This window comes from Rhodobacter sp. 4.3.4 (assembly GCF_058724655.1).
Genome location: NZ_CM178967.1, coordinates 428,073 through 448,584, shown reverse-complemented (window position 1 = coordinate 448,584; position 20,512 = coordinate 428,073). Strand labels below are relative to the sequence as shown.

At 62.6% G+C, this 20,512-nt stretch carries 27 protein-coding genes; 18 read left to right on the top strand and 9 right to left on the bottom strand.

The features are described 5' to 3' along the window. From AC4PTB_RS02215 to AC4PTB_RS02195, 5 genes are read left to right on the top strand one after another with little or no spacing between them, the layout of a single operon-like run. Complete coding sequence (locus tag AC4PTB_RS02215) at window positions 1-2,082, top strand: hypothetical protein (RefSeq protein WP_492191469.1); 2,082 nt, start codon at window positions 1-3, stop codon at window positions 2,080-2,082. Next, window positions 2,079-2,888, top strand: coding sequence for a hypothetical protein (locus tag AC4PTB_RS02210; protein WP_492191468.1), 810 nt, complete (start codon window positions 2,079-2,081; stop codon window positions 2,886-2,888). Before AC4PTB_RS02215 ends, AC4PTB_RS02210 begins: the two co-directional genes overlap by 4 nt. Next, window positions 2,878-4,638, top strand: coding sequence for a hypothetical protein (locus AC4PTB_RS02205; RefSeq protein ID WP_492191467.1), 1,761 nt, complete (start codon window positions 2,878-2,880; stop codon window positions 4,636-4,638). Before AC4PTB_RS02210 ends, AC4PTB_RS02205 begins: the two co-directional genes overlap by 11 nt. A gap of 4 nt (window positions 4,639-4,642) precedes the next feature. Then, window positions 4,643-5,161 (top strand): hypothetical protein, encoded by a 519-nt coding sequence (locus tag AC4PTB_RS02200; RefSeq protein WP_492191466.1) that lies wholly within the window; start codon window positions 4,643-4,645, stop codon window positions 5,159-5,161. Continuing rightward, a complete protein-coding gene (locus AC4PTB_RS02195; RefSeq protein WP_492191465.1) occupies window positions 5,161-5,511 on the top strand; it encodes a hypothetical protein in 351 nt (116 codons plus the stop codon). Before AC4PTB_RS02200 ends, AC4PTB_RS02195 begins: the two co-directional genes overlap by 1 nt. A 146-nt stretch (window positions 5,512-5,657) precedes the next feature. Here the strand turns inward: AC4PTB_RS02195 and AC4PTB_RS02190 are convergent, their stop codons facing one another. From AC4PTB_RS02190 to AC4PTB_RS02160, 7 genes are all read right to left on the bottom strand, one after another. Continuing rightward, complete coding sequence (locus tag AC4PTB_RS02190) at window positions 5,658-7,079, bottom strand: SNIPE associated domain-containing protein (RefSeq protein WP_492189564.1); 1,422 nt, start codon at window positions 7,077-7,079, stop codon at window positions 5,658-5,660. Between the two features lie 145 nt (window positions 7,080-7,224). Then, window positions 7,225-9,144: an AAA family ATPase gene (locus AC4PTB_RS02185; protein ID WP_492189565.1), complete on the bottom strand. Its 1,920-nt coding sequence runs from the start codon at window positions 9,142-9,144 to the stop codon at window positions 7,225-7,227. Between the two features lie 44 nt (window positions 9,145-9,188). Next, a complete protein-coding gene (locus AC4PTB_RS02180; protein WP_492189566.1) occupies window positions 9,189-9,650 on the bottom strand; it encodes a hypothetical protein in 462 nt (153 codons plus the stop codon). Continuing rightward, on the bottom strand, window positions 9,647-10,066 hold the full coding sequence (locus AC4PTB_RS02175) for a coiled-coil domain-containing protein (protein WP_492189567.1): 420 nt from the start codon (window positions 10,064-10,066) through the stop codon (window positions 9,647-9,649). The genes AC4PTB_RS02180 and AC4PTB_RS02175 overlap by 4 nt, the downstream gene beginning before the upstream one ends. 19 nt (window positions 10,067-10,085) lie before the next feature. Continuing rightward, on the bottom strand, window positions 10,086-11,897 hold the full coding sequence (locus tag AC4PTB_RS02170; RefSeq protein ID WP_492189568.1) for a hypothetical protein: 1,812 nt from the start codon (window positions 11,895-11,897) through the stop codon (window positions 10,086-10,088). Further along, window positions 11,890-13,401, bottom strand: a complete 1,512-nt coding sequence (locus AC4PTB_RS02165) for a hypothetical protein (protein WP_492189569.1) — start codon at window positions 13,399-13,401, stop codon at window positions 11,890-11,892. The genes AC4PTB_RS02170 and AC4PTB_RS02165 overlap by 8 nt, the downstream gene beginning before the upstream one ends. Next, window positions 13,398-14,642 carry a tyrosine-type recombinase/integrase gene (locus AC4PTB_RS02160; protein ID WP_492189570.1) on the bottom strand — a complete coding sequence of 415 codons (1,245 nt, stop codon included), beginning with the start codon at window positions 14,640-14,642 and terminating at the stop codon, window positions 13,398-13,400. Before AC4PTB_RS02160 ends, AC4PTB_RS02165 begins: the two co-directional genes overlap by 4 nt. A gap of 156 nt (window positions 14,643-14,798) precedes the next feature. Between AC4PTB_RS02160 and AC4PTB_RS02155 the strand changes: the two genes are divergently transcribed. The 5 genes from AC4PTB_RS02155 to AC4PTB_RS02135 all read left to right on the top strand — a co-directional run bounded on the left by AC4PTB_RS02155 (window position 14,799) and on the right by AC4PTB_RS02135 (window position 16,374). Next, window positions 14,799-14,930: a hypothetical protein gene (locus tag AC4PTB_RS02155; RefSeq protein WP_492191464.1), complete on the top strand. Its 132-nt coding sequence runs from the start codon at window positions 14,799-14,801 to the stop codon at window positions 14,928-14,930. Between the two features lie 243 nt (window positions 14,931-15,173). Further along, the gene (locus AC4PTB_RS02150) at window positions 15,174-15,587 is read left to right on the top strand and encodes a lysozyme (protein WP_492191463.1); all 414 of its coding nucleotides are present in this window, start codon (window positions 15,174-15,176) and stop codon (window positions 15,585-15,587) included. Continuing rightward, complete coding sequence (locus tag AC4PTB_RS02145) at window positions 15,584-15,859, top strand: hypothetical protein (RefSeq protein WP_492191462.1); 276 nt, start codon at window positions 15,584-15,586, stop codon at window positions 15,857-15,859. The genes AC4PTB_RS02150 and AC4PTB_RS02145 overlap by 4 nt, the downstream gene beginning before the upstream one ends. Continuing rightward, window positions 15,834-16,040, top strand: coding sequence for a hypothetical protein (locus AC4PTB_RS02140; RefSeq protein ID WP_492191461.1), 207 nt, complete (start codon window positions 15,834-15,836; stop codon window positions 16,038-16,040). The genes AC4PTB_RS02145 and AC4PTB_RS02140 overlap by 26 nt, the downstream gene beginning before the upstream one ends. After that, window positions 16,027-16,374 carry a phage tail assembly chaperone gene (locus AC4PTB_RS02135; RefSeq protein ID WP_492191460.1) on the top strand — a complete coding sequence of 116 codons (348 nt, stop codon included), beginning with the start codon at window positions 16,027-16,029 and terminating at the stop codon, window positions 16,372-16,374. The genes AC4PTB_RS02140 and AC4PTB_RS02135 overlap by 14 nt, the downstream gene beginning before the upstream one ends. On the opposite strand, the gene AC4PTB_RS02130 is transcribed toward AC4PTB_RS02135, so the two are convergent. Together AC4PTB_RS02130 and AC4PTB_RS02125 are read right to left on the bottom strand one after the other, a co-directional pair. Next, entirely contained in the window at window positions 16,371-16,598 is a 228-nt protein-coding gene (locus AC4PTB_RS02130; RefSeq protein WP_492191459.1) for a hypothetical protein, read from the bottom strand. The genes AC4PTB_RS02135 and AC4PTB_RS02130 overlap by 4 nt on opposite strands. A 10-nt stretch (window positions 16,599-16,608) precedes the next feature. Then, on the bottom strand, window positions 16,609-16,941 hold the full coding sequence (locus AC4PTB_RS02125) for an Arc family DNA-binding protein (RefSeq protein WP_492191458.1): 333 nt from the start codon (window positions 16,939-16,941) through the stop codon (window positions 16,609-16,611). Window positions 16,942-17,062: 121 nt separating this feature from the next. Here AC4PTB_RS02125 and AC4PTB_RS02120 point away from each other — a divergent pair, with 121 nt between their 5' ends. From AC4PTB_RS02120 to dapA, 8 genes are all read left to right on the top strand, one after another. Further along, window positions 17,063-17,218, top strand: coding sequence for an Arc family DNA-binding protein (locus AC4PTB_RS02120; RefSeq protein ID WP_492191457.1), 156 nt, complete (start codon window positions 17,063-17,065; stop codon window positions 17,216-17,218). Beyond that, window positions 17,215-17,460: a hypothetical protein gene (locus AC4PTB_RS02115; protein ID WP_492191456.1), complete on the top strand. Its 246-nt coding sequence runs from the start codon at window positions 17,215-17,217 to the stop codon at window positions 17,458-17,460. Before AC4PTB_RS02120 ends, AC4PTB_RS02115 begins: the two co-directional genes overlap by 4 nt. A 23-nt stretch (window positions 17,461-17,483) precedes the next feature. Continuing rightward, window positions 17,484-17,675 carry a hypothetical protein gene (locus AC4PTB_RS02110; protein ID WP_492191455.1) on the top strand — a complete coding sequence of 64 codons (192 nt, stop codon included), beginning with the start codon at window positions 17,484-17,486 and terminating at the stop codon, window positions 17,673-17,675. Further along, a complete protein-coding gene (locus tag AC4PTB_RS02105) occupies window positions 17,672-17,866 on the top strand; it encodes a hypothetical protein (protein WP_492191454.1) in 195 nt (64 codons plus the stop codon). The genes AC4PTB_RS02110 and AC4PTB_RS02105 overlap by 4 nt, the downstream gene beginning before the upstream one ends. Next, window positions 17,863-18,174, top strand: coding sequence for a GapR family DNA-binding domain-containing protein (locus tag AC4PTB_RS02100; RefSeq protein ID WP_492191453.1), 312 nt, complete (start codon window positions 17,863-17,865; stop codon window positions 18,172-18,174). The genes AC4PTB_RS02105 and AC4PTB_RS02100 overlap by 4 nt, the downstream gene beginning before the upstream one ends. Then, window positions 18,171-18,380 (top strand): hypothetical protein, encoded by a 210-nt coding sequence (locus AC4PTB_RS02095; protein WP_492191452.1) that lies wholly within the window; start codon window positions 18,171-18,173, stop codon window positions 18,378-18,380. Before AC4PTB_RS02100 ends, AC4PTB_RS02095 begins: the two co-directional genes overlap by 4 nt. A 50-nt stretch (window positions 18,381-18,430) precedes the next feature. Further along, complete coding sequence (locus AC4PTB_RS02090; protein ID WP_492191451.1) at window positions 18,431-19,390, top strand: tyrosine-type recombinase/integrase; 960 nt, start codon at window positions 18,431-18,433, stop codon at window positions 19,388-19,390. Window positions 19,391-19,571: 181 nt separating this feature from the next. Continuing rightward, window positions 19,572-20,444, top strand: a complete 873-nt coding sequence (dapA, locus tag AC4PTB_RS02085) for a 4-hydroxy-tetrahydrodipicolinate synthase (protein ID WP_492191450.1) — start codon at window positions 19,572-19,574, stop codon at window positions 20,442-20,444. Window positions 20,445-20,512 lie beyond the last annotated feature (68 nt).

The window sequence follows — 20,512 nt, the reverse complement described above, 5'->3', positions numbered from 1 at the left end:
ATGAGCAGCGACGAAGAGCGCCTTATCGTTCTGCTTGAGGGCAGGATTTCACAGTTCGAAAAGGCCATGGCTGCGGCCGAGAAGCGGGGCACATCCACCTATAACGGTCTGATCCGGGATAGTGCCAAGGCAACATCGGCGGTCGAACGCAACATTCTGACCATGGCAGAAACGCAATCGCGGGTGCTCGATGCGGTTGTGGGCAAGTCTGACGACATGCTGAAGCGCACTGCGGCGGCGCAACGGGCGTGGTGGAACGAGGTCGCTAAGTCGCAATCGCAGGTGGACGCCCTGCGCGCGTCGATTGACCCTCTTTATGCCGCGTCAAAGCGGTATGAAGCGGCGGTTGAGCAGCTCAACGAGGCCGAGCGCCTCGGGGTGCTGACCGCGACCCAAAAAGCGCAGATCATGGAGCGCCTCGGGGCGGAATACCTTGGCGCGGCGGCGACGACGCAGCGCCTTGGGGCGGCATCGAACGAAACCCGGATGCGTATTCAGGGGGTCGGGTTTCAGGTGCAGGATACGGCCGTGCAGATCGCTGCAGGGACCGAGCCCATGCAGGCGCTTTCGATGCAGCTGCCGCAGCTGGCCAGCGCCTTCGGGACTGTCGGTGTCGTGATCGGCACGCTTGCGGCTGTCGGCCTGCCGGTCTTGGGTGCTGCCCTTTCGGAAAATGAAGCCAAGACGCGGACTTTCGATGACGCCCTTGAAGCACTTGAAAACAGTGTGCGCGCCGTCAACGATGTGGCGGCGATCTACACGGCTGAGGGGCTGCAAGGGCTGGCCGACAAATACGGCACGGTGACAGCCGAGGTGCTGGCACTGGTCGAAGCGAAGCGGCAACTGGCGCTGGCAGGTGCGATGGCTGACGCCGACACGACGCTGACAAAGCTTTACGATGACTTGCGCGCCAACAACCGCGAGACGTTTTCGGAACTGGCCTTGCTTTTCGATATCCCCCTGAGCGCCGCGCGGAAGGTGACGAATGCGCTTGATGACGCCATGGATGCCGTGACGTTCGAGGACAAAGCGGAAGCTCTGACCCGCCTGCGGACCGAGCTTGAAGCGATCCCGGGAGGCATCGACCTTTCGGACAAGGCGCAGCGCGAATTTTATCAGTCTATCGTGTCGAGCGAAGAGGCGATGAAGCAGCTTGCCGCCTCGGCTCCGCGGGCCGGGTGGCTTGCGGCGGCAATAGATGGCGCGGCAGATTTGGCTTCCAACTTTTGGGAGGCGGCGCGGGCGCGGGCGGCAGCATTGGCGGACGACCCGCCAGCTACGGGGCGGGGGGACCCGCGTAAATTCGGCGGGTCTGCCGAGGATATTCAGAAATACTCCCCTGCCGCCCAACTGGCATACGGAAACGACTACACGCCACCCCGTAGCTCTGGTGGGCGGCGGCGGCATGGCGGCGGTGGAGAGGATCGGGCGATTGACCGATTGCTTGCCGATCTTGAGACGCAGCGCGAAACCGTGGCGGCATGGTATCAGGAAAGCTTGGACACGCTCAACAGCGCCACCGATGCGCAGCTTGCGGCCGTGGGCGGGCGGCATGAAGCGTTGGAGAGGCTGGAGGTCGAGCACCAAGAGCGACTGCGCGGCATCAGGGATGCCGCCGATGGAACGGCGCTGACGAATGCAGAAACGCTCTTCGGGGGCTTGGCTAACATTGCCTCGGCGGGCGGTGACAAGATGATCAAGGCGGCGCGGATCTTCGGCGCTGCCGAAGCTCTGATCAACACTTATCGGGCTCAAGCGGCGGTGCTGGCTACGCCGGGGCTGAGCGTCTGGGGGCGTTTTGCTGCCTATGCCGCCATCGGCGCGGCGGGCTTGCGTGTCGTTACGGCGATCAAGGGCGGCGGGTCAAGCGGGGCGGCGGGTGGCGGTGGGTCGGCCGCGTCTTCTGGGTCCAGCGGTTCCAGCCCTTCGACCTCGGTCGAAGCCGCGGCCCCGCTGCGGGTCTCGCTGGAAGAGATCGACCCGAACGCGCTGTTCTCCGGCCGCACCGTCCGCGCCCTGTTCGATAAGCTGTCGCGCGAGGCCGGGACGCGCGGCGTTGTCTTGGTTGGGGGCGGACAATGAGCGTCTATTTCGTGGGTGGGGCTGCGGATGATTATCAAACGCCGCTGGTTTTGTTCCAAAACCTCATCAGCAGTGACAACCTGACATCTTCAGTAGCTGCGTCCGGTACGAACGCGCTGAACGTGCTGTCTGATGATACCTTCAGCGGATGGAGCCCCGGAGGAGCCGGAAGCGGATTTCTGCAAGCAATCTTCACCACGGCCTTGGCGGGTGTCTGCGTTGCAGTTGGTGCGCATAACCTTGGAACGGTGAGGGCCTTTGTGAGGGTCCAGACTTGGAGCGGGTCGGGTTGGGAAGAAGTTCGCCGGTTTGTTCAGGGGGATAATGACCCTTTTATGGTGCTGATCCCCTTGGCGACGCAAGTTCTCGGGGTGCGTGTGTATATTACCTTTACTGTGCAGGGTGTGGTGCCGTTCATTGGCATGTTGCGCGCTGCGCCCGTGCTGCGGTTTCCAACGGATATCGCGGCCGGATACACGCCCGCAAACTACGCAAAGACTGTCGAGGTTTATCAGTCCAGATCGATGGGCGGGCAGTTCTTTGCTCCACGTCTGAAGCGGATGGGCGGGACAATGGGGCCATCCTTGAACCCTGTTCCGCGCTCTTTTGCTGATGCTGATCTGGCGCCATTCTGCGCGCATTACGATAGTGGGCGGCCGTTCTTCTGGGCGGGCAATCCGGTGCGAATGCCGGACGATGTTGCGCTGGCACGCAGGGCTGACGGTGCGGGCGAGCTGCGCCCCACTTATCGGGCTGGCGGTTCTTGGGCTGATCTGTCCTTGGAGTTTGATATCCATGGCGCTTGAGCCCGTCACCGTGGTTGAGGTTGATATCGACCTCTGCACCAGATCGTTTGGGGTTGCTCCATGCACGGCAGCGCTTGGCGGCGCGGTATTGCGCAAATGCTACGGCACATTCAAGACTTGTGCCGCAAAATCAGTCTTTGCATCCGCGCCGTTCACGCTGCGCTTTTCAGAGCCGCGCGGAAACATGCCTGCGGGTGGGTTGATCTTTCCGGCCGTTTCGGCGGTGTCGGTCATGTCGGCGACGGTCAATATCGCGGGCAGCGATGACAGGGCGTCAGCCTTGGGGCGTAGAGCGACCGTCAAAGTCACATTTCAAGATTTCCCGTTTCATGATCGCGGGATAGACCCCTATCAGGCCGAACGTGTGAGCGGTGCCGCCCAGATCGATGAGCCGGGTTATGATCCCGGCGCGCGGGGGACGTTCTTCACCAAGTTGCGATCCCGGTGGCCCCATTACTCGGGTCGGGCACTGCGGGTGCTTGAATGCGATGTTTCGGGCGGTGTACTGGCGGTCGAGAAAACCCGCCATTTCGTGATATCGGACTGGACCGGACCGGATGCCTCTGGCCTCGTGACTGTCGAGGCCAAGGACATTCTTGATCTGGCCGACAACGACCGCGCCCTTGCCCCTGCCACGTCGAACGGTGTCCTGTCTGCGGATATAGACGCCGCCGCCTCAAGTCTGACGCTCTCGCCCGCGGGAATTGGGGATGCCGAATATCCCGCAGCGGGGCGCGCGAAGATCGGGTCGGAGCTGGTCGATTACACCCGCTCTGGAAATGCCGTGACCCTGACCGCGCGGGGCGTTCGTGGGACGAAGGCAACAGATCATTCCAGCGGGGATGCGTTCCAGGTGGTCTTGTCGTTCCAGAACGCCCGGCTGGACGATGTTCTGGAAATCCTTTTGCGCGATTACGCGAAGGTGCCCTCGGCTTTCATTCCGAAGGCGGACTGGGCGGCCGAGGTGTCGCGGTGGATGCCGTCCACCCGGTTGACTGCGGATATCGCCACACCGACCGGCGTTGCGAAGCTGGTCGGATCGCTGGCCGTGTTGGGTCCGTCGATCTGGTGGGATGATGTGTTGCAGCGCATCGGCTTGCGCGCGAACCGGCCGGCCGTCGAAGGCGTGCGCGAGCTGGACGAGCAAAGCGGGTTGAAGGATATCGAGCTGGAAGACCGGAACGAGGACAGGCTGACGCAGGTTCTGTTTTACTCCGTCCAGCTCGATCCTACGAAATCCGATACCTCGGCCGACAATTACGCGCGGCTGATGGCGACGGTTGATCTTGAGGCTGAGGGACCGAGTGCCCATGCGGATACAAGGGTGCGCCGCATTTTCTGCAGGTGGTTCAATGACGGCGCGGACCTGATCATTCAGGGCCTGTCGCGGCGCTTGCTGAACCGTTTCCGCGAAGCGCCGATGCGCGTGCGGATGGTCCTTGACGCCAAGGATGGCGATATCGGCCTGACAGACGTTTTGTCCGTCACTTCGCGGGTGCTGACGGACGAAACAGGAAAGCCGGTGCCGCGGCTTTTTCAGGTCATTTCGCGCGAAGAAACCGTCCCGGGGATGGAGTTCGAGATCGTGGCGCAGGCTTATGATTTTGCTGGGCGCTATGGCGTTGCGACCGAAGCGGGGAGGCCGAGCTATTCGGCGTCGACCAATCGGCAGAGGGCGAGCGGATTTTATGCTGTCGATCCGCTCACTCTGCGCTTTCCCGATGGCACAGGCCCTTATGTAGCGAGCTGAATATATGCCCGATTATATCCCATACACCCCTGAAGAGTATGCCCCTGAGGCGCCCGCTACGTCGCAACATTTCGCGCGCTGGTTTCAGAACTGGGAAGCCGGGTTCGCCGGAGCCATAGGTGCGCCTCGGCTTACTATTGGCGCCTTGCCGCGCCTCGCCCCCGGCAACGTTGTGAAGTTCGCGCGAGACGCGCTTGTAACTGGCGGCGCGGGCTCCACCGTGGTTTCGGCCGGAATTTGCTTCGCCCAAAACGGCACAGTCAGGGTGACTTGGCAAGATTACTCGCAATATGGCGGAACGTCCACTTTGGTTCGGCGCAGGTCTGACATCGAGGTAACCGTGGCGAGTTTCGCAGCGACGAGCTCATGGACGGCGCGGACGGTGGATTTGGCGGTTCTTGCTGGCGACTTTATCCAAGTGCGGGGCGTCCAAGCCGTGCGGCTGCTGCGTGTGCAGACGGATGGCGCGGATATATGGCCCGGCGTAGAGGGCATGACGCCAGTCATTAATGGGAGTGTCTGATGCGCGACGCTAAATTTCTGACTCCCGCTGAGGACGTGCTTTCCTATGAGGCTGACGATGGCCGCACAGTGGTCTGCGACGTGGGCACGCCCGAGTTTGCGGCCGCGCTCGAGTTGGGGACGCCCGCGCCCTATGTGGCGCCGCCCCCGGATCTGCGGACCTACACCGCCGCCGTTGATGCCCAGGTGGAAGCTGTGGCGCGCGGCCGGTCCTATAACAGCGCGGCCCATATGCAATCGAATGCGACACTCAAAACTGTGTGTGTGGTGTTTGCCGCTTACTGGACAGAAGACCGGAGCAGTATTGCAGGCTGCTCAGCCAAACTACCGGTGGTTTTGCGGCAGTTTTGAGGCCGGTCGGGCGCCGAGCGGTAGTTTCGCGAATGCGCCAGTAGTGCGGAGACCCTGGCCCGACGCCACCAGCAAGCTGGAGTGGACCGAGTCTCGGCCGTGAGATCGCGCGGCGCCGCTTGCTTTCAAACCAGGTGCCTGGCAGGTCAGAGCGACGCCGGAAGAGCGTCTCGCGCAGGTGCCGCCATATCCTGAAGCGCCTGGTTTCGGCGGGCGAGGGTCTCGTGCCACTCCTGTGCCTCCCGATCCTTGAAGAAGGCGGCAGATGGCGCTAGGCGTGTGACAGCTTCTTCGACTTCCTCAAGCTTCACGCGGAAGAACTCCTTTCGGAAGTTGGACATGTTGATTCTCCGGTCGGCGAACTCGCGGTGAAGCGCTCCTTCTAGGGTCGGCGCCTCGTCGCTGTAGATCATCGCATGGGTGTCGAAAGAGAAGGGCACAGAGGCATCGCCCAGCTCTCTCACCCTGTCGTCCGGGTCCAGGCGACGGGTGAGGCCGATCTTTACCACGTCCTCGCCGAAGGAGCCGATGTTCGAGATGATGTAAACGTAGCCGGACTTCGTCATCTCGGCCATGGCGCGAGCCCGCTCGCTCGCGCTGTGCGCTTCCGCAAGAGAGGCTTCGAGTTCGGTTATGCGGCGACGCATCTCATCGGTCGCAGAGCCAGCCTCCGCCTCTTTGCGTGCTTTGTCGAGAAGCTCCTGGTATTTCCGTTCGGCGCGCTCTGCGGACTCTGCCTCGGCCAGCAGTTTCTTCTCCTCACGCTCCATCCGGGCCAATTCGGCACGTTCGTCCTTCTCGGCCTTCAGGCGCTCGCGACATTCATGTGTCAGCCGCAGTTCCTCGATCTTTAGCGCAACATAGGCGTCGCTGATCGAGAGATTCATCGAGCTGTTCTCGCGGTTGATCGCGGCCGCTGCAGCCACGATCCGCTTCTCCATCGCCACCGCGTTGTTCCATCTGGTGTTTGCGATGGCAGCTTCACACTCGTTGTTGAAAGCACGCATTGTCAGGCGCACCTGCCGATTGACCATTGTCTGACCCTTCGACCGGCTTCCATCGACAGTCCAGCCCGTCGGACAGATGGTGGCAGATCCCTGCGTAATCATCGCCTTCTGACGCTCACGCACTTCCTTGATGCGGGACTTGTAGGTCTCGCTGTCGCCAAAATCGAAGTGCGGCTCGTAGACGCCCAATTCAGCGAACGCGAGTCGCTCGTCGTAGATCGCCACCTGTTGTTCAAGTCGATCGAATACCTTGCGTTTCTCAGCATAGCTGGCACGCAGGTCTTCTACCCGCCGGTTCTCATCAGCAGCAGCGGCTTCTAACTTCTTTAGTTCATCGTCGACAGACAGGATAGGCGCAAACCGCCCGCGCATTTCGTCTAAGATACCCGACAACCGCGCGCATTCGTGCGCATTCTCGTTTTCCAATTCGATAATCCTGCTCGCGCCGCGGCGCGCCTTCCGGGCGCAAATCAGCCACAGGATAAGGAAGAGTGGCGTTGACAGGAACCAGACAAGGATTCCTAAGGTCATCGGGTCGGTGAGGCTGATCGTGTTACCCATGGCAATCTCCCATTAAATAAATCACGTAAATTGAGCGTGGACATAAGAAGAATGCGGCGGAGTTCCGTGATCAGCGCATCAAACTCAAATTCATTCACGCCAAACTTCCCTCACACACGGTCAGAATCTAACCCTAGCGCAAAACCTATGCCTGCTGCAGTCTTTTATCCAGCCCGGTGGAGCGTGTGGTGGAACAAGGAAGGTTCTCTATAGCAGTCGCGAAGACACGTTGATCACCCAATATTATGACCTGTTCCGTCGCACGCGTGATGGCCGTGTAAATCAGTGTCCGGTCCAAGAGGCGGGATGGGAAGACCGGAATGATGACGCGCCGCCACTGAGACCCCTGGGCCTTATGGACCGAGATGGCATAGGCCAGTTCTACGTTGTCCGCGTCGGCTGCATCGAGTTCGAACGGTTTGCCATCCAGCGTGACGTGTCCGATGCCGTCGATCACCGACTGGACGCGGCCCATCGAGCCGTTCATGAGTTCCCGGTCCCAGTCGTTCCGTGTCCAGATGATCGGATCGCCCTCGGCAATGTCGCTACGACCGGGGAAGAGGGCGCCGTCGGTGGCGCGCCGGCGCAACTCATGGAAGTGACGATTGATGGCGTCTATTCCGGCCGGTCCAGCCTTGACCGGAGCAATGATCTGGGTGTCGCTGGAGTCGGCACCCGAGGATCGCAGATCCCGTCCGATCTCGCTGATGACGCTAATCGCGTATTCGGGTGCGGTGGGGATGAAGGAGACGCCAGGGCGGATCCCCTCATAGGTTGCGGGGGCAGGGGTTTTTCCCAGCCGCACTGCCTCGGCAACAGAGGGGATGCCGCTCGCATCAGATTGACGAAGGACCCGATTCAGCACCACATGAGGTATGCGCTCGGTCTGGCAGAACACGTGGAATGTCAGGCCGAAGCCGATCGGGGGTAACTGGGCCGGATCTCCCACCAGCATAAGGTTGGCGTCTCCTAGCACCTTCAGGATCCGCCACAGTGTCGGCAGGTCGAGCATCGACGCTTCGTCGACGATCACCATGGCGCCCGGCGGCACCGCTTCGGCGTCGGAGCGCGCCATGGATTGAAGAAAGCCGGCGATGGTTCGGGCCGGACGGCCGGTCGCAACGGCCATGCGCTGCGCTGCGCGACCGGAGAGCGCCATCAGGTGCAGGGAGCGGCCGAAAGACTCCGCGAGGTCACAGATGCCGCGGAGAGACGTGGTCTTGCCCGAACCGGCATATCCGCCGAGCACCATCACCCGTTGGGAAAGCGCTGTCCGGATCGCCGTTTTCTGCCTGTCGGTAAGGGGATGGAATTGACTGGCGTCGAAGGCCTCAATTCGGGCTTCGACCAGCTTCGGGTCCGGTTTCGGAACCACCAGGTCGTGATAAGGTTCAGAGCGTAGGCAGTCGGTGATGGTGCGGGCGATGAACTCTTCCATCACCGCAGCTCCGAACGGCTGCAGGCCATCGCTAAGCCGACAGGCTCCGCCGCTCTCCACCGCGGCGTTGATCGCCGACAGCGCGGGGTGTCCGGCGGGCGCCGCTGCGCTATTGAGGAGCTTCGCGACGCCCGCCTCGACGTCGCGTTCCGCCGCGAATGTATCGTTCCGGTCCAGCGCGGCGTAGAGCACCGCTTCGACCGCCGCCACTGCGCGCCGCGGATCGTCTGGCGCGATGCCAAGGGCCGTCGCAATCTGCTCGACCCTGCGCCAAGGCAAGAAAGCAGTTAGGAGGTAGGGGTTCTCCCTGAGAGCCTCGACCCCTTCGCCACCCCAGCACCGGGCAACCCGGATCGCGGTCAGAACTCCGACGGCCTCGACCACCCCGTTTCGCTCCAGCCAGTCAAGAAGATCGGCCTCCGGTGCCTTAACGTCGAAGGCAGCGAAGGTCGTCTCGGCCAGATCGTGCCCTAGGATCTCGATGATGCCGGGATCCCGAACAGCCAAGGCGTCGCGCAGATAACGTCCAAAGCGATCGGCGAGCCGCGCCGCCAACGCCGTGCCGATCCCGCGGAAATCGCTGTCCGCAGCCATGAAGTTCGCGAGCGCGCCGTGGAGTTTCGGCATCGGGATGATGCTGGTGGACTGATCTTGACGCTTCGGAGATCGGGTCACTCGCCGAGGTCCTCAAAGAGCGGTCCGGCGCCCGTTGGGCGGGAGCGGCGACCAGCGGTGATAAGGTGTTCCTCAATCAGGCACTGCTGCCGCATGCGGGCGCGCAGTGCCGCGTTGCGTGCGGTCATCTCGCTGAGGCGCCGTTCGAGGAGGGCAACCCGGCGCTGCTCCTCGCGTAGACGTGCCAGCGGGACCATGGCCTCGGGGGAATTGTTTACAGTGCTGTCGGCTCCTGCCTCCTCGATGCCGGTCAGTCCCTTGGCCTCTACCGCCGCCTCGATCATGGCACGGGCGTTTCGGTTCTTGTAGAGGATCTGGCGGTCAAAGCCACAGGCGACGGCCACGGCCGATACATTCAACTTACCGTTGCGCACGGGCAGGGCCTCGACATGGGCAAGGTAGTGCTCGAGTCGCGCCTCGTACTCCCGGGCCATGTTGAGTGACGATTTCCCGGTCATGTCCGGCCTCCACGCGTCCTGGGCGTCGTCGGGTTGCGGTTGATCGGGGCAAGCGGCCGGTCGAGATCGCCCTCCGGGATCTGCCGCACGCGGGCCCCGTTGATAAGCCGAAGATTTCGTTCGAGAAGCGTTCGGTTCTCGGCCTCGAGACGGTGGATCTCGGCCTCGAGGCGGTCGATGTGTGCCTGAAGGGCGTCGATCTTACGCGTGGTCGGGCGCGGTCCCAGGACACGCTGGCGAGGGGCCTCCGACTTGGCGAGGCGCGCCTGTTTCAGATCCGGAATGCGGCGCAGTGCCTCCACGGCCCGCTCAATGCCAAATTCTTTCAGGACGAAGGTCCGCACCTCTGGCCATGATGGCACGTCCGATCGGCCGATGATCCAGTCCGCGGTCATCGCAATCTCGGCCGCGCTCATGTGGCGGTTGGGTCTCAGCCTACTCATCGATAGGCCCCGAGTGGTACGGGACCGTTCGGATCCGCGCCAAAGATTTCCCCGGTGCCACCGGATCAAACTGTGGTGTGGGTGCCATCTTAGCCACCAAGATGGGTGAGCCATCGACCACATCAGCGCTTTCGAGGATTGCGACCAGCTGTTCGAGACGGGCAATCTTGCGATCGAAGGTCTCCATCCAGCGCGGCGAGGCGCGAAGGCCCCCAGCGATCCGCTCCCGCGCCCGAGCCTGCAACTGACGCTCGCGCTCCAGTTCCCGTCGGATGTTCGCCAGCTTGACATCGGCCCCCTTGATGCAAACCAGATGGGTGCAGTTCAGGCACTCCCCGAACATCTGGCAGGGGTTCTGCCGCAGGGACTGCAGGCACCAACCGAAGGGCGTGGTGTGCGCGGTCTCTTTAATCTGGGCGATATCGAAGGCGGTCTCGCTGTCAATCGGGATCGGGGCAAGGCTCTCAATGTCGCGCGCCTTGCGGATCCGTGTCAACAGTTCTCGGGCGGTCTCGTGGTCGTAGGTGCTGTTCTGCCGAAGGCTTTTTCGTCCGGACCAGAGCGCGATGTCGGCAGGCGGCACCGAGGCCTTGGCGGCGAGCGTGTTAAGGTAGTGGCGAGGCTTGTGGGTATTCACGATCAGCGGCGAGCCGTCCGGCAAGCGGATTCCCATCTCCTCGAAGATGGAGGTGGAAGGTTCGCCCGGAAAACCCTGAAGTGCCGCCATGATTTGGTGGTAGGTGATCGGTTCCACGCGATCGAGCCGTCCTGCGTCCGAGACCGTCACGAAGATGCTATGCGGATGCGCCACCATCAGCGCCCGCTCGTAAGGGATGTGCGCGTCGCCGGGGAGGAACGGCCAGTCCTTTGGCGTCTTCCCAAACTTCGCCTCGCCTGCGGCCGCGGCGCGCGCGAGGCGACGGGCGGGCTCGGTATGGAGCTTGATGCGCGCGAGTGCCTCCTGCGCAACTGCCACCATCGCCTTAGGTATGAACTTGATCTGAGGCGCGCCACCCTTCTTCGGCCACCAGCGCAAACCCGCTTGGTAGCCGTCGCCAGGATCGAGCACCGCATCACAATCCACTGGCAGCTCAAGGATTTCCGAGATGCGAGCCGGGGCGCAGCAGAGCAACGCGAGCACGGCGGTAGTGACCTGCTGACGCGGCGTCTGGGCGTTCACGAAAGCCTCGGTCACGGCTTCGAGCTCGTCCCGGCTGAAGGTGCGGTCGTCGTCGTAGGCGCTGAGGCGGGATTCCATGGAAAAGCGCCGCCCGCCACTCGACCACTCGAATGGCGACCGGACCACGCCCGCCGCGTTCAGCGCCTGCGCTACCCATTCAAGCGCCTTCGCGCGCTGTTCGACACCATAGGGTTCGCCGCCTTCCGCGCGGATGCGGTCGATCGCGGCATCTAAGAAGGCCGGCGTGACATCGGCAGGCTCGTTAACCCCGGCCTCCAGCATCACCGCCGCCAGTACGCGCATCATCACGACCGGCTTGGTATATTTCCCGATCTGGCGCTTTCGGCCGAACTCTTCCGCAATCTTGAAGGCGACATAGGCGCGAGCGAAGGCTCCGAACGCACCAGTCAGGTCCGGCCCCTTTGAACGGCCACCTGCAAAAGTTACATAAGTGGGCGCGTTAACACGCTCCGGCTTTGCGAGACCCGTCAGGTCCCACGCCGGAGCCTCCCAGACGATGGCGGAGGCCGCCATGAAGGGCAGGGACCTCGCGGCCGCGACATAGTCGACAAGATTTTCGTCGCAGTCCTCACCGCGCGGGCGGAACGTAATTATCTCAGCCATCAGCGACCTCCTGTTGCTTGATCGCCTCCAGAAGGTCCATGATCGCCACGATCGTCGCGGTACGGGCCTCGGCCACTTCGGCGTGGCCGGCCTCGATCAATTCGCTCTGCCGGGCGAGAAGGGCCGCCAGCAAGGACTCATGTGGTGCCCCGGCCCAAGCCCTGAACTTGCGGCAGGTGTAGCAGGCGATCGGAGCCACTCCGGCGTCGATTGCCTGACAACCACCGATCTCGCAAGATCCGACCCCGGTCAGGTCCTTATCGCGAAGCACCGCATCCGGATATTGCTGCGCCTGTCGGTCTTTCGCCTCCCGCACGATCTTCCCAAGGAACCGGTCGGCAATCGGGATGAAGGCCTCGCCGACCAGTCTCTCCATGCGCTGGAAGTGATCGATCCCCGCGTCCACATAAGCTTGGCAGCTTTCGGGGCTGGAATGGCCGGCGTTGGCGGCGATCTCCAGAGCGTTGCAGCCGTTCATGGCGAGACCGGTCAGTACCGTGTGCCGTTCACGCTGCGGGTTCACGACCAATATGCGGCCGCTGATTGGGCTCGCCACAGCGAGGCGGGCAAACAGCCTCACGAAGACTTTCTGTATGCCGCTTTTACCTTGATGGTGTTCCAACCCAGATGAGACAGCGACGACCATGCGTTTTGGTGGGAAGAGTTGCGCGTCTTCCGGATCCTGTCCGTGGGCTAAACGAGACAGGACATTGCTCTCGATATGAAGGAACAGCACATCCGCCAGCCCCTGGGTGATTGGCTTCCACGGCATGAACGCGCCGCGCTCCGGAATCCCACGCTGTTTCAGAAGCGGGATCCGAACCTCGACGCGCTCTCCGTTGCGCCGTAGGTCGCATACCTTCATGGCCGCAAGTTGTGCTGGCCTCATTCCAAGGCCACGGAACATCCGCACCACCGTATAATCGTACAGGTCGACCTGGCCCGAGTTGAATGCTGCGTCGAGCGCCGCTTTCAGCGCCGCGTCCTCGGCAGGACGATAGGCCCCAGCATCGGGGTCCCATGTGCGCACCGCATCCTTGTCATTCTTCGGTGGCACCCGAATCTGAGCGATGAAGTCGTGCGTCTCTGGCAGGATTCCGGGCAGCTTCAGCGTCCTCCAGGTTTCTGTAAGGATACGAAGCTGTCCGAGGTGCGCGACGTTGCCGCGCGCGCACCAGTGAGCGACATCCTCCGCGTCGATCTCTTCGACCGGCCCATCGCGACGTTGCTGTGCAAACAGAACAAGGTTTCTGAACTGGCGGAAGGCTGCATCGACTGTTTTGAGATTTCGGGTGCCGACCATGGTACTCATCAATCGCTTCGCGGACGTGAGCAGGTCGTCCGACAGGCTATTTCTCAATAGGGTAAAGTCGATATTGACGGCACCGCTGAGGGTGCGGAATGCCCAGAAATCCTGCTCGGGATCGAACGGTGTGCCATCCGAGGCAAACGCTTGCCGATATTCAGACCGAACTACAGGCGTCAAAGTCGTGGGAAATTTCACGAACGGCTCTCCTGAACTCGGAGTCCTGCCTTGAAAGCGGCTTCGGTCAAGTGATCGCCTCGGTATTCAGCAGCCATCTTGCTCAGATAGGACCAACCGCCAAGGAAGTTGGCGAAGCGCGCGAAGTCCTCGGCGCTGATCCGGGCTGCAATTGCCCAGTCGGCCAGGTTCTGAATCCAGCCATGCCGAAGGTGGTGTGGCGTCAGTCCTTCGATTCCGAGATGCTGTCCGAGTTCGTGGACCACTCGGCCGACGGTGCGATCGGAGATTGGCGTCCCATGTGTACAGTTGTCGTGGCTCAGGAAGACAAAGGGCGAACCGCGCTTCTCTGCCGCGTCGCTTCCCGGGCCCAACATGTAGTCCTCCAGCGCTTGCGCAACAGTGGGGCCGAAGGGCACGATCCGGTCGAGGGTCTTTGCATTAGGCTCACGGGTCCGCGGGTCTTCCGGATCGTCATGCCGTCGCTCCACCCGGATCTCGCAGGCTGCAAGATCAATGTCCTCGGGCTTTAACTGCCGTGCTTCACCTTGACGAATGCCGGATGCCACCAATAGGCAGACGAGGGCCCAGTTGCGCCGCGCCATCGCTTCCGTCTTCCAGACGTCGAAGGGGTCGCCCGCGGCAGCGAAAGCGGCAACGCGAGCTAGATCGGCAGCCTGTATAATGTTTCTGATCCGCGAGGACTGGATCCTTGGCTGGTGAACCGCTATGCGAGCGGCCATATCCTTGCGCGCGACAATCCGCTCGGCGAGCTCCAGCGAACGCTTTCGAAGATGGGCCTCGGACATGCGCCCAACGAAATCGAAATAGCGGGCAGCCGTCGCCAAGCGCCGACACTTCAAGGTATTACTGACGATGTCGGCCTTCGACATGGTGAGACCGCGGCGCATCTCCGTTACCTCGGGCAAAGTGATCCGTCGCAGAGCCGCGGTCTTCAGCCCGCAGGCTTCCGCCAGTGTCTCAATCTCGTCCAGACCGAAATACTCGCCAGCCTCGAGCCGCGCATTCAGGTCGATGCGCTCCCGAAGCGCCCAGAGCCCGAGGTGAACCAGATCTGAGGCTTCCGCGCCCATGGTCTCTGACGAGTGGCCATGTGAACGCCGCGAGAGAGCCAGCGCCGTCGGGTAGTATGCCGGCGCGCCGGCATCGTCGATAACGGTGACAAAGCGTTCGCCATCCGCGAGGATGTAGCGCTGTACGCGACAAAAATACCGGTTCGTGGCAGGGGGAACATAAGACATTCGGCGCGCCTCCGAACGAAATAAGAACACATTCGGCAAGCTCATGCAATCACGTCACTAAGAGGGCAAAACTACCGCTTTTCGTGGTGAGATTCTGATAAGGCGTCTTATGTCGTTTCAACTGTGCCGCAATGGGCGGCCGAGGCGGCGGCGTTCGTGTCATGGCGTGACGACGCTTGGCTGATCGCGTTCGATTTGCTGCGACGGGTGCAGGCGGGGGAAATGCCCGCCCCGACCGTGGCGGAACTGGTGGCGGGCTTGCCCGCGCCCAACTGGCCGGAGGGCTAAGCATGACAAGGGGTGCAATCTTGGATCGGGCAACAACTGGCGTGGCGGTGGGGGGCGTGACGCTTCCCGCTTGGTGGCCGTCCCTGCAACAGGTTTCGGAGATTGCCGGGCAGCTTGTGCCGGTGCTTTCGGCGCTTTGGTTGGGGCTGCAAATCGTATCCTTCTGTCTTCGGCGGCTGCGTCGTGCGTAGGGCGGCAGGGGTGGGCGCGGCGGCCGTGCTGGCCTTGGCACTTCCCGTTGTGATGCAGCTCGAAGGACGCAGCTTGGTTGCCTATTATGACCTTGCAGGGGTTCCGACCGGCTGCGACGGGCAAACAGAAGGGGTGCAGATCGGTGACCGCTGGACGGCGGCCGAGTGCGACAGGTGGACCCGTGCTGAGCTGGCGGCATACGAAAAGCGCATCCGGCCGTGTTTGCCCGAGGTCATGCCGGACAAGACGCGCGCAGCGTTCGTGGTTACGGCTTGGAACATCGGCACGGCCGGGTTTTGCGCGTCAAGCATGTCGCGCAGGGCCCGGGCCGGTGATCTGCGTGGCGCCTGCGATGCCCTGATGATGTGGACCAAGGCGCGCGTTCATGGCCGCTTGCAGGAGGTGCGCGGCTTGGTCAACCGGCGCGCGGCTGAGCGGCGGCTTTGCATCGAGGGGCTGACATGACGCGCGCTGTGGTGATGCTGGCCGCTTGTCTGGCCGTGCTGCTTGCGGTCACCGTTGCCGATGCGCGGGCGGTTCGGGGCAGGCTCGCCGCGGCAGAGGCGAGAGCGGTTGCCTATGCCGAGGCGGCGCAGAAAACCGCCCGCGTGCTGGCGCAGATCAAGGCCGTGGCGGATGATGCCGCCGCACTCGATAAATCCTTGCAGGAAGGGGAAGGGGCCGATGCGCCGTTGTCTGACTATCTGCGCGTTGGCGCTGGCCGCGTGTGGCAATGATCCGGTGCCCGTGGTGCCGCTCGATCTGGTGACGCCCTGCCCGGGATGGGCGGGGCGGGTGCCCGCGACCGAGGGCGAGTTGATCCGCGCGGCGGCGGCTGAGCGGGCCGGGCGGATCTGCGCAAACGCCAAGCTTGCGGGCGTGGCCGAAATAGCGGGGCAGAAATATGGCGGGCAGTAAGGCGCACCGGCGCTTGCGGGCGCAGCTGGTGGCGGCGCTTGAGACGCACCTTGCCCGGGGTGGGCGTCCGCGCCCGCCCTTGGCAGGGCAACCGATCTGGCAAGCCTTCGCTGCCCTGTCCGATCTGCGGCAGTGGGGCGAGGCAACGCCGCAGCCTATCCAGCCCTCCGAGGTCGAAGCATGGGCGCGCTTGTCCAGGTGCTTCCTGCCGCCCCATCATGTCGAGCTGATCTTCGCCATGGATGCGGCGTGGCTCAGGTGGCAGCGCACGCCCGAGGCTGAGCGCGTCGTGGGGCCGCTGACCGGCGCGACCTTCGATGCGATGATGGGTTAGTCTTCCGTCTGCGCCGGAGTGCCGAGTTTCCACAGTATCGCGGCGACGGCGACGAATAGCGCGCTCATCTGGAAGAGGCCAAGCGCGTAAGCTTGCAGGATCGGGCGCGCAATGTCGGCGGTGCGGTCAAAGGCTTCAAACGATGCGCTGCGATAGTAGCAAAGCGCGGCCGAACTAATGTTGACTGCTGCAATCAAGTAGCAAATCACTGAAATAAAACGCAAAAAAATCTCCCTATTCGGTCACTATGACGAGGGCGCCTTTCTGATCTTCGACCCGCAGTAGAGACCCCATTGCGACGAAGCGAGCGTTCACCTCGGCAATGCGGGCCGAGCGCGTATCCTTGTCAGGTGCGCCTGCGATGTAGGCAATCACCCCGTCAACGGCTTTAACCTCGATAGGCGCTGCCGGGTATTTTTCTTCCAGCGTGGCGACGATCTCGGCGTTCATGCTGCGCCCGTTGAGTTCGGCTGCAACCCTGATCCTATCGCGCATCCCATCAGGCAAGCGCAAGTTGAATTGCTCTTGTTGCCCTGACGGGAAGGAATGGCGCGTGGCGGCAGACATAGACACCCCCAAGAAATCTGGTGTTTCGGATCGGTGCGGCAAATTTCCACTTGTTGCAATCATAGTGACTAACTACTACTGGCAAATGATAGTTAGTTACTATGATCACGGAGGCACCAAGATGGCAAAGAAAATCGCAACTGAACTGCGCTGGCCGGAAGACTTACGCGACCAGGTGAAGGCGGCGGCCGCGCGCAACCGTCGCAGCACCAATTCCGAAATCCTCGCCCGGCTTGAAAAAAGCCTTGCGGCCGATCAGCAGGGGGAAGCGGCATGAGCGGCGTTGAGCGTCAGTTCTGGGAGAGCTTCGAAGGCTGGGCGCGGCGGCGCATGGCGAAGCGTCTGGAAGATGCAGCGGAAGGGCGGCGGCTTGCTGCTTACTGGGCCAGCAAGCGGATGCGATGGCCGCAGCCGGTGCAGTCTCGGCCGATGCGCGAACAGATCGCGATTGCCCGCGAAGTGCGCCTTGTCCTTGCTGCTTCGGTTGCGCGCGGTTCGGCGCTGGGGTTGCCGCAATGAGCCTTATCAAAGTGCAAGCGCGGGTGTGCCCCATCTGCGGCCATGACTGCGCCCGGCTGGTGCCGGGTGTCGGTCGGCGGGTGTTCGTGGTGGCCTGCGGGAATGGGGACTGCGGCGCAACCGGCGCGGTGGGGCTGAGTGAGGCCGAAGCGGTCTTCGGGTGGAACAACTGTGCAGTGATGAACACGGCCGATCTGGCGAGGATGGTGGCATGACGGATGATGAAATTTACGGGACCGCATTTGCGGTGGTGGGTCTGATCGAAGAGCTTGATCCGCCGCCGAAGACTTCGGCAAAGATTATGATTTTGGCCGGGGCCATGTTGATGATTAGCCGCGAAGCCGGGCTTTCGGATTTCGACCTTCATCAGGCCTTTGGGGCCTTTCTTGAGGATAACCGGGCATGACGGAACGCAAAGGGCGCAAGCTCAAGGAAACCCCGGCCGATGCGGCCGTGCGCGATGCCGTCTTGGAGAACGCCGGGCGGCGATTGCTGGAAATCGTGGTCGGGCTGGAGGAGCTGGGCGACCGGATCGGAGAGCTTCGGGCGGACGTGAAAACCCGGATGGATGCGGCCAAGTCCGAGGGCTACAGCCCCGGTGCGATCAAGGCGCTTCTGAAGAAACGGGCGGCAACGCCCGAGGCCTTGAAGGCGCAGGAAGAGCTGTTCTTGCAGGTGGAGACCTATGAGGCAGCGCTGAGGGCAGCCGAATGACCGTGCGGCAGGAACCGATTTTCGCGACCGAGGTCACGGCGGCGCGGCTGCTGGACATGCGGCCTGCCGAGTTCCGCAGGCTGGTTGACGCTGGGCATCTGCCGCGCCCGTGCGAGATTGCCCCGGGCTTGGTGCGCTGGCCTGTTGACGATCTGCGCAAGCTTGCCACGGGCGAGGCCATCGGCGGCGGTGACATGCAATGGTGAAGACCGCCGAAAAGCGCTTCCTTTGGACGCCCGATGGCAAGCGCTGGTATGTGCGGCGCAAGGGCAAATATCACCGGATCAAGGCGCAGCCCGGAACGGAAGACTTCGACCGCGAATATTGGGCGATCAGATCCGGGCGGGTCCATGCGCTGAAAACAACGTGGAAGGCCCTGATTGAGAGTTACATGCGCTCTGACCGGTGGGCGAAGCTCGCCCCGAAGTCGCGGCGTCTGTATGAAGGCGGGCTGCTCTATCTGATCGAAAAGAACGGAAGCCGCGACGTGACGCGGATCACCCGGCGCGATGCGATTGCGATGCAGGAGGCGAACCGGCACCGGCCGAGCTTTGCGCGGCTGACGGTCATCGTCATGTCAGTGGTGATCGAGCACGCAATCGACCTAGGATACATGCGGCACAATCCTATCCGCGGCATGCGGTATCTGCGGGTCGAGGATGGGCGGAAGCGCCCGCATGTGCCTTGGCCGGATGAGGCTATTGCCAAGTTCCGGGCCGAGGCCGCGCCATTCCAGCGGCTGGTGTTCGAGATAGGCATAGGGACGGTGCAGAGGCCCAGCGACTGGCTTCGGTTCACTTGGGGCGACTATGACGGCGATAGCCTCAAGGTTGTTCAGGGCAAGACCGGCGTCAAGCTGACGCTGCCATGCTCTGACCATTTGCGCGCGGTGCTGGATGCTGCGCGGCCGGAACATGCTTCGGATGATGCGCCGATCATCATGGGGCGATCTGGGCCGCTGACCTATCAAGCCATGGCCGATGCTATGCGGGCGGAGCGCGAGCGCCTTGGCCTTATGGCCTATGACCTGCACGCCCTGCGCTATCGCGGTGTGATGGAACTGGCTTGGGCCGGTTGCGATGATGACGAGATAGCGGCCTTTAGCGGTCACAACACCAAGGCCATGATTATCAAATACGCGGGCGAGGCGCGGCAGATCATGCGCGCGCGGACGGCAAGGGAAAAGCGCGGAAGAACAGAAAAGGCACAAAGCTAGACCGCGATACAAAGGTTGATATGGGCGAAGACATGAGCGCAAAAAGTGCAGGGATAGAAGGCTCTATCTCGGATCAATCTGCCGGATTTCCACCAATCACAAGTTGGCAAGACCGAAAGCCTCGCCTATGGTCCGCGCGACTTTCACTCAGGCGAATCCGCCTCAATCTCAGGAGCGTGTCATGTTCAAAGGGTCCTTCCCCGCACTCGTCACGCCGTTTTCAAACGGCGCCGTCGATTGGGACACGCTGAAGAAGCTTGTGAACTGGCACATCGATCAGGGCAGCCACGGCCTTGTTCCGGTCGGCACCACCGGCGAAAGCCCGACGCTGAGCCATGAAGAACATAACGAAGTGGTGCGCGTGGTGGTGGAAACCGCGGCCAAGCGCGTGCCGGTGATCGCGGGGGCGGGCTCGAATGCCACCGCCGAGGGGATCGAGCTGATCCGCCATGCCGAGGCGAACGGCGCCGATGCGGCGCTGGTGGTGACGCCCTATTACAACAAGCCGACGCAGCGGGGCATGGTGGCGCATTTCACCGCGATGCATGACGCCTGCACCCTGCCGATCATCATCTACAACATCCCCGGCCGCTCGGTCGTGGACATGCTGCCCGAGACGATGGGCCAGCTGGCGCAGCTGCCGCGCATCGTGGGCGTGAAGGATGCGACCGGCGATCTGAGCCGCGTCGCGAAGCAACGCATGACCTGCGGCGCCGATTTCCTGCAGCTCTCGGGCGAGGATGCGACGGCGGTGGGCTTCAACGCGATGGGCGGCGTCGGCTGCATTTCGGTGACGGCGAATGTCGCACCAAAGCTTTGCGCCGAGATGCAGGAAGCCACCCTGCGCGGCGATTACGCGAAGGCGCTGGAATATCAGGACCTTCTGCTGCCGCTGCATATCGCGATTTTCATGGAACCGGGCGTGGCCGGGGCGAAATACGCGATGTCGAAGCTTGGGCTCTGCAGCCCCGAGGTGCGGCTGCCGCTGACCGAACTGACCGACGGGACCAAGGCCGCGCTCGATGCGGCGATGAAACACGCCGGACTGATCTGAGGTCGGTCCTTTTGGCGACCTGTGCGGGGGGCGCTGCCCCCCGTCTTGCTTTCAGCAAGCCTCCCCCC

Coding starts and splice junctions, on each gene's coding strand:
- AC4PTB_RS02145 (WP_492191462.1), top strand. CDS start 15,584: ATGACGCGCGCTGTGGTGATGCTGGCCGCTTGTCTGGCCGTGCTGCTT.
- AC4PTB_RS02190 (WP_492189564.1), bottom strand. CDS start 7,079: ATGGGTAACACGATCAGCCTCACCGACCCGATGACCTTAGGAATCCTT.
- dapA (WP_492191450.1), top strand. CDS start 19,572: ATGTTCAAAGGGTCCTTCCCCGCACTCGTCACGCCGTTTTCAAACGGC.
- AC4PTB_RS02115 (WP_492191456.1), top strand. CDS start 17,215: ATGAGCGGCGTTGAGCGTCAGTTCTGGGAGAGCTTCGAAGGCTGGGCG.
- AC4PTB_RS02125 (WP_492191458.1), bottom strand. CDS start 16,941: ATGTCTGCCGCCACGCGCCATTCCTTCCCGTCAGGGCAACAAGAGCAA.
- AC4PTB_RS02195 (WP_492191465.1), top strand. CDS start 5,161: ATGCGCGACGCTAAATTTCTGACTCCCGCTGAGGACGTGCTTTCCTAT.
- AC4PTB_RS02210 (WP_492191468.1), top strand. CDS start 2,079: ATGAGCGTCTATTTCGTGGGTGGGGCTGCGGATGATTATCAAACGCCG.
- AC4PTB_RS02160 (WP_492189570.1), bottom strand. CDS start 14,642: ATGTCTTATGTTCCCCCTGCCACGAACCGGTATTTTTGTCGCGTACAG.
- AC4PTB_RS02150 (WP_492191463.1), top strand. CDS start 15,174: ATGCAGCTCGAAGGACGCAGCTTGGTTGCCTATTATGACCTTGCAGGG.
- AC4PTB_RS02105 (WP_492191454.1), top strand. CDS start 17,672: ATGACGGATGATGAAATTTACGGGACCGCATTTGCGGTGGTGGGTCTG.
- AC4PTB_RS02180 (WP_492189566.1), bottom strand. CDS start 9,650: ATGACCGGGAAATCGTCACTCAACATGGCCCGGGAGTACGAGGCGCGA.
- AC4PTB_RS02200 (WP_492191466.1), top strand. CDS start 4,643: ATGCCCGATTATATCCCATACACCCCTGAAGAGTATGCCCCTGAGGCG.
- AC4PTB_RS02135 (WP_492191460.1), top strand. CDS start 16,027: ATGGCGGGCAGTAAGGCGCACCGGCGCTTGCGGGCGCAGCTGGTGGCG.
- AC4PTB_RS02205 (WP_492191467.1), top strand. CDS start 2,878: ATGGCGCTTGAGCCCGTCACCGTGGTTGAGGTTGATATCGACCTCTGC.
- AC4PTB_RS02175 (WP_492189567.1), bottom strand. CDS start 10,066: ATGAGCGCGGCCGAGATTGCGATGACCGCGGACTGGATCATCGGCCGA.
- AC4PTB_RS02215 (WP_492191469.1), top strand. CDS start 1: ATGAGCAGCGACGAAGAGCGCCTTATCGTTCTGCTTGAGGGCAGGATT.
- AC4PTB_RS02100 (WP_492191453.1), top strand. CDS start 17,863: ATGACGGAACGCAAAGGGCGCAAGCTCAAGGAAACCCCGGCCGATGCG.
- AC4PTB_RS02095 (WP_492191452.1), top strand. CDS start 18,171: ATGACCGTGCGGCAGGAACCGATTTTCGCGACCGAGGTCACGGCGGCG.
- AC4PTB_RS02120 (WP_492191457.1), top strand. CDS start 17,063: ATGGCAAAGAAAATCGCAACTGAACTGCGCTGGCCGGAAGACTTACGC.
- AC4PTB_RS02185 (WP_492189565.1), bottom strand. CDS start 9,144: ATGCCGAAACTCCACGGCGCGCTCGCGAACTTCATGGCTGCGGACAGC.
- AC4PTB_RS02170 (WP_492189568.1), bottom strand. CDS start 11,897: ATGGCTGAGATAATTACGTTCCGCCCGCGCGGTGAGGACTGCGACGAA.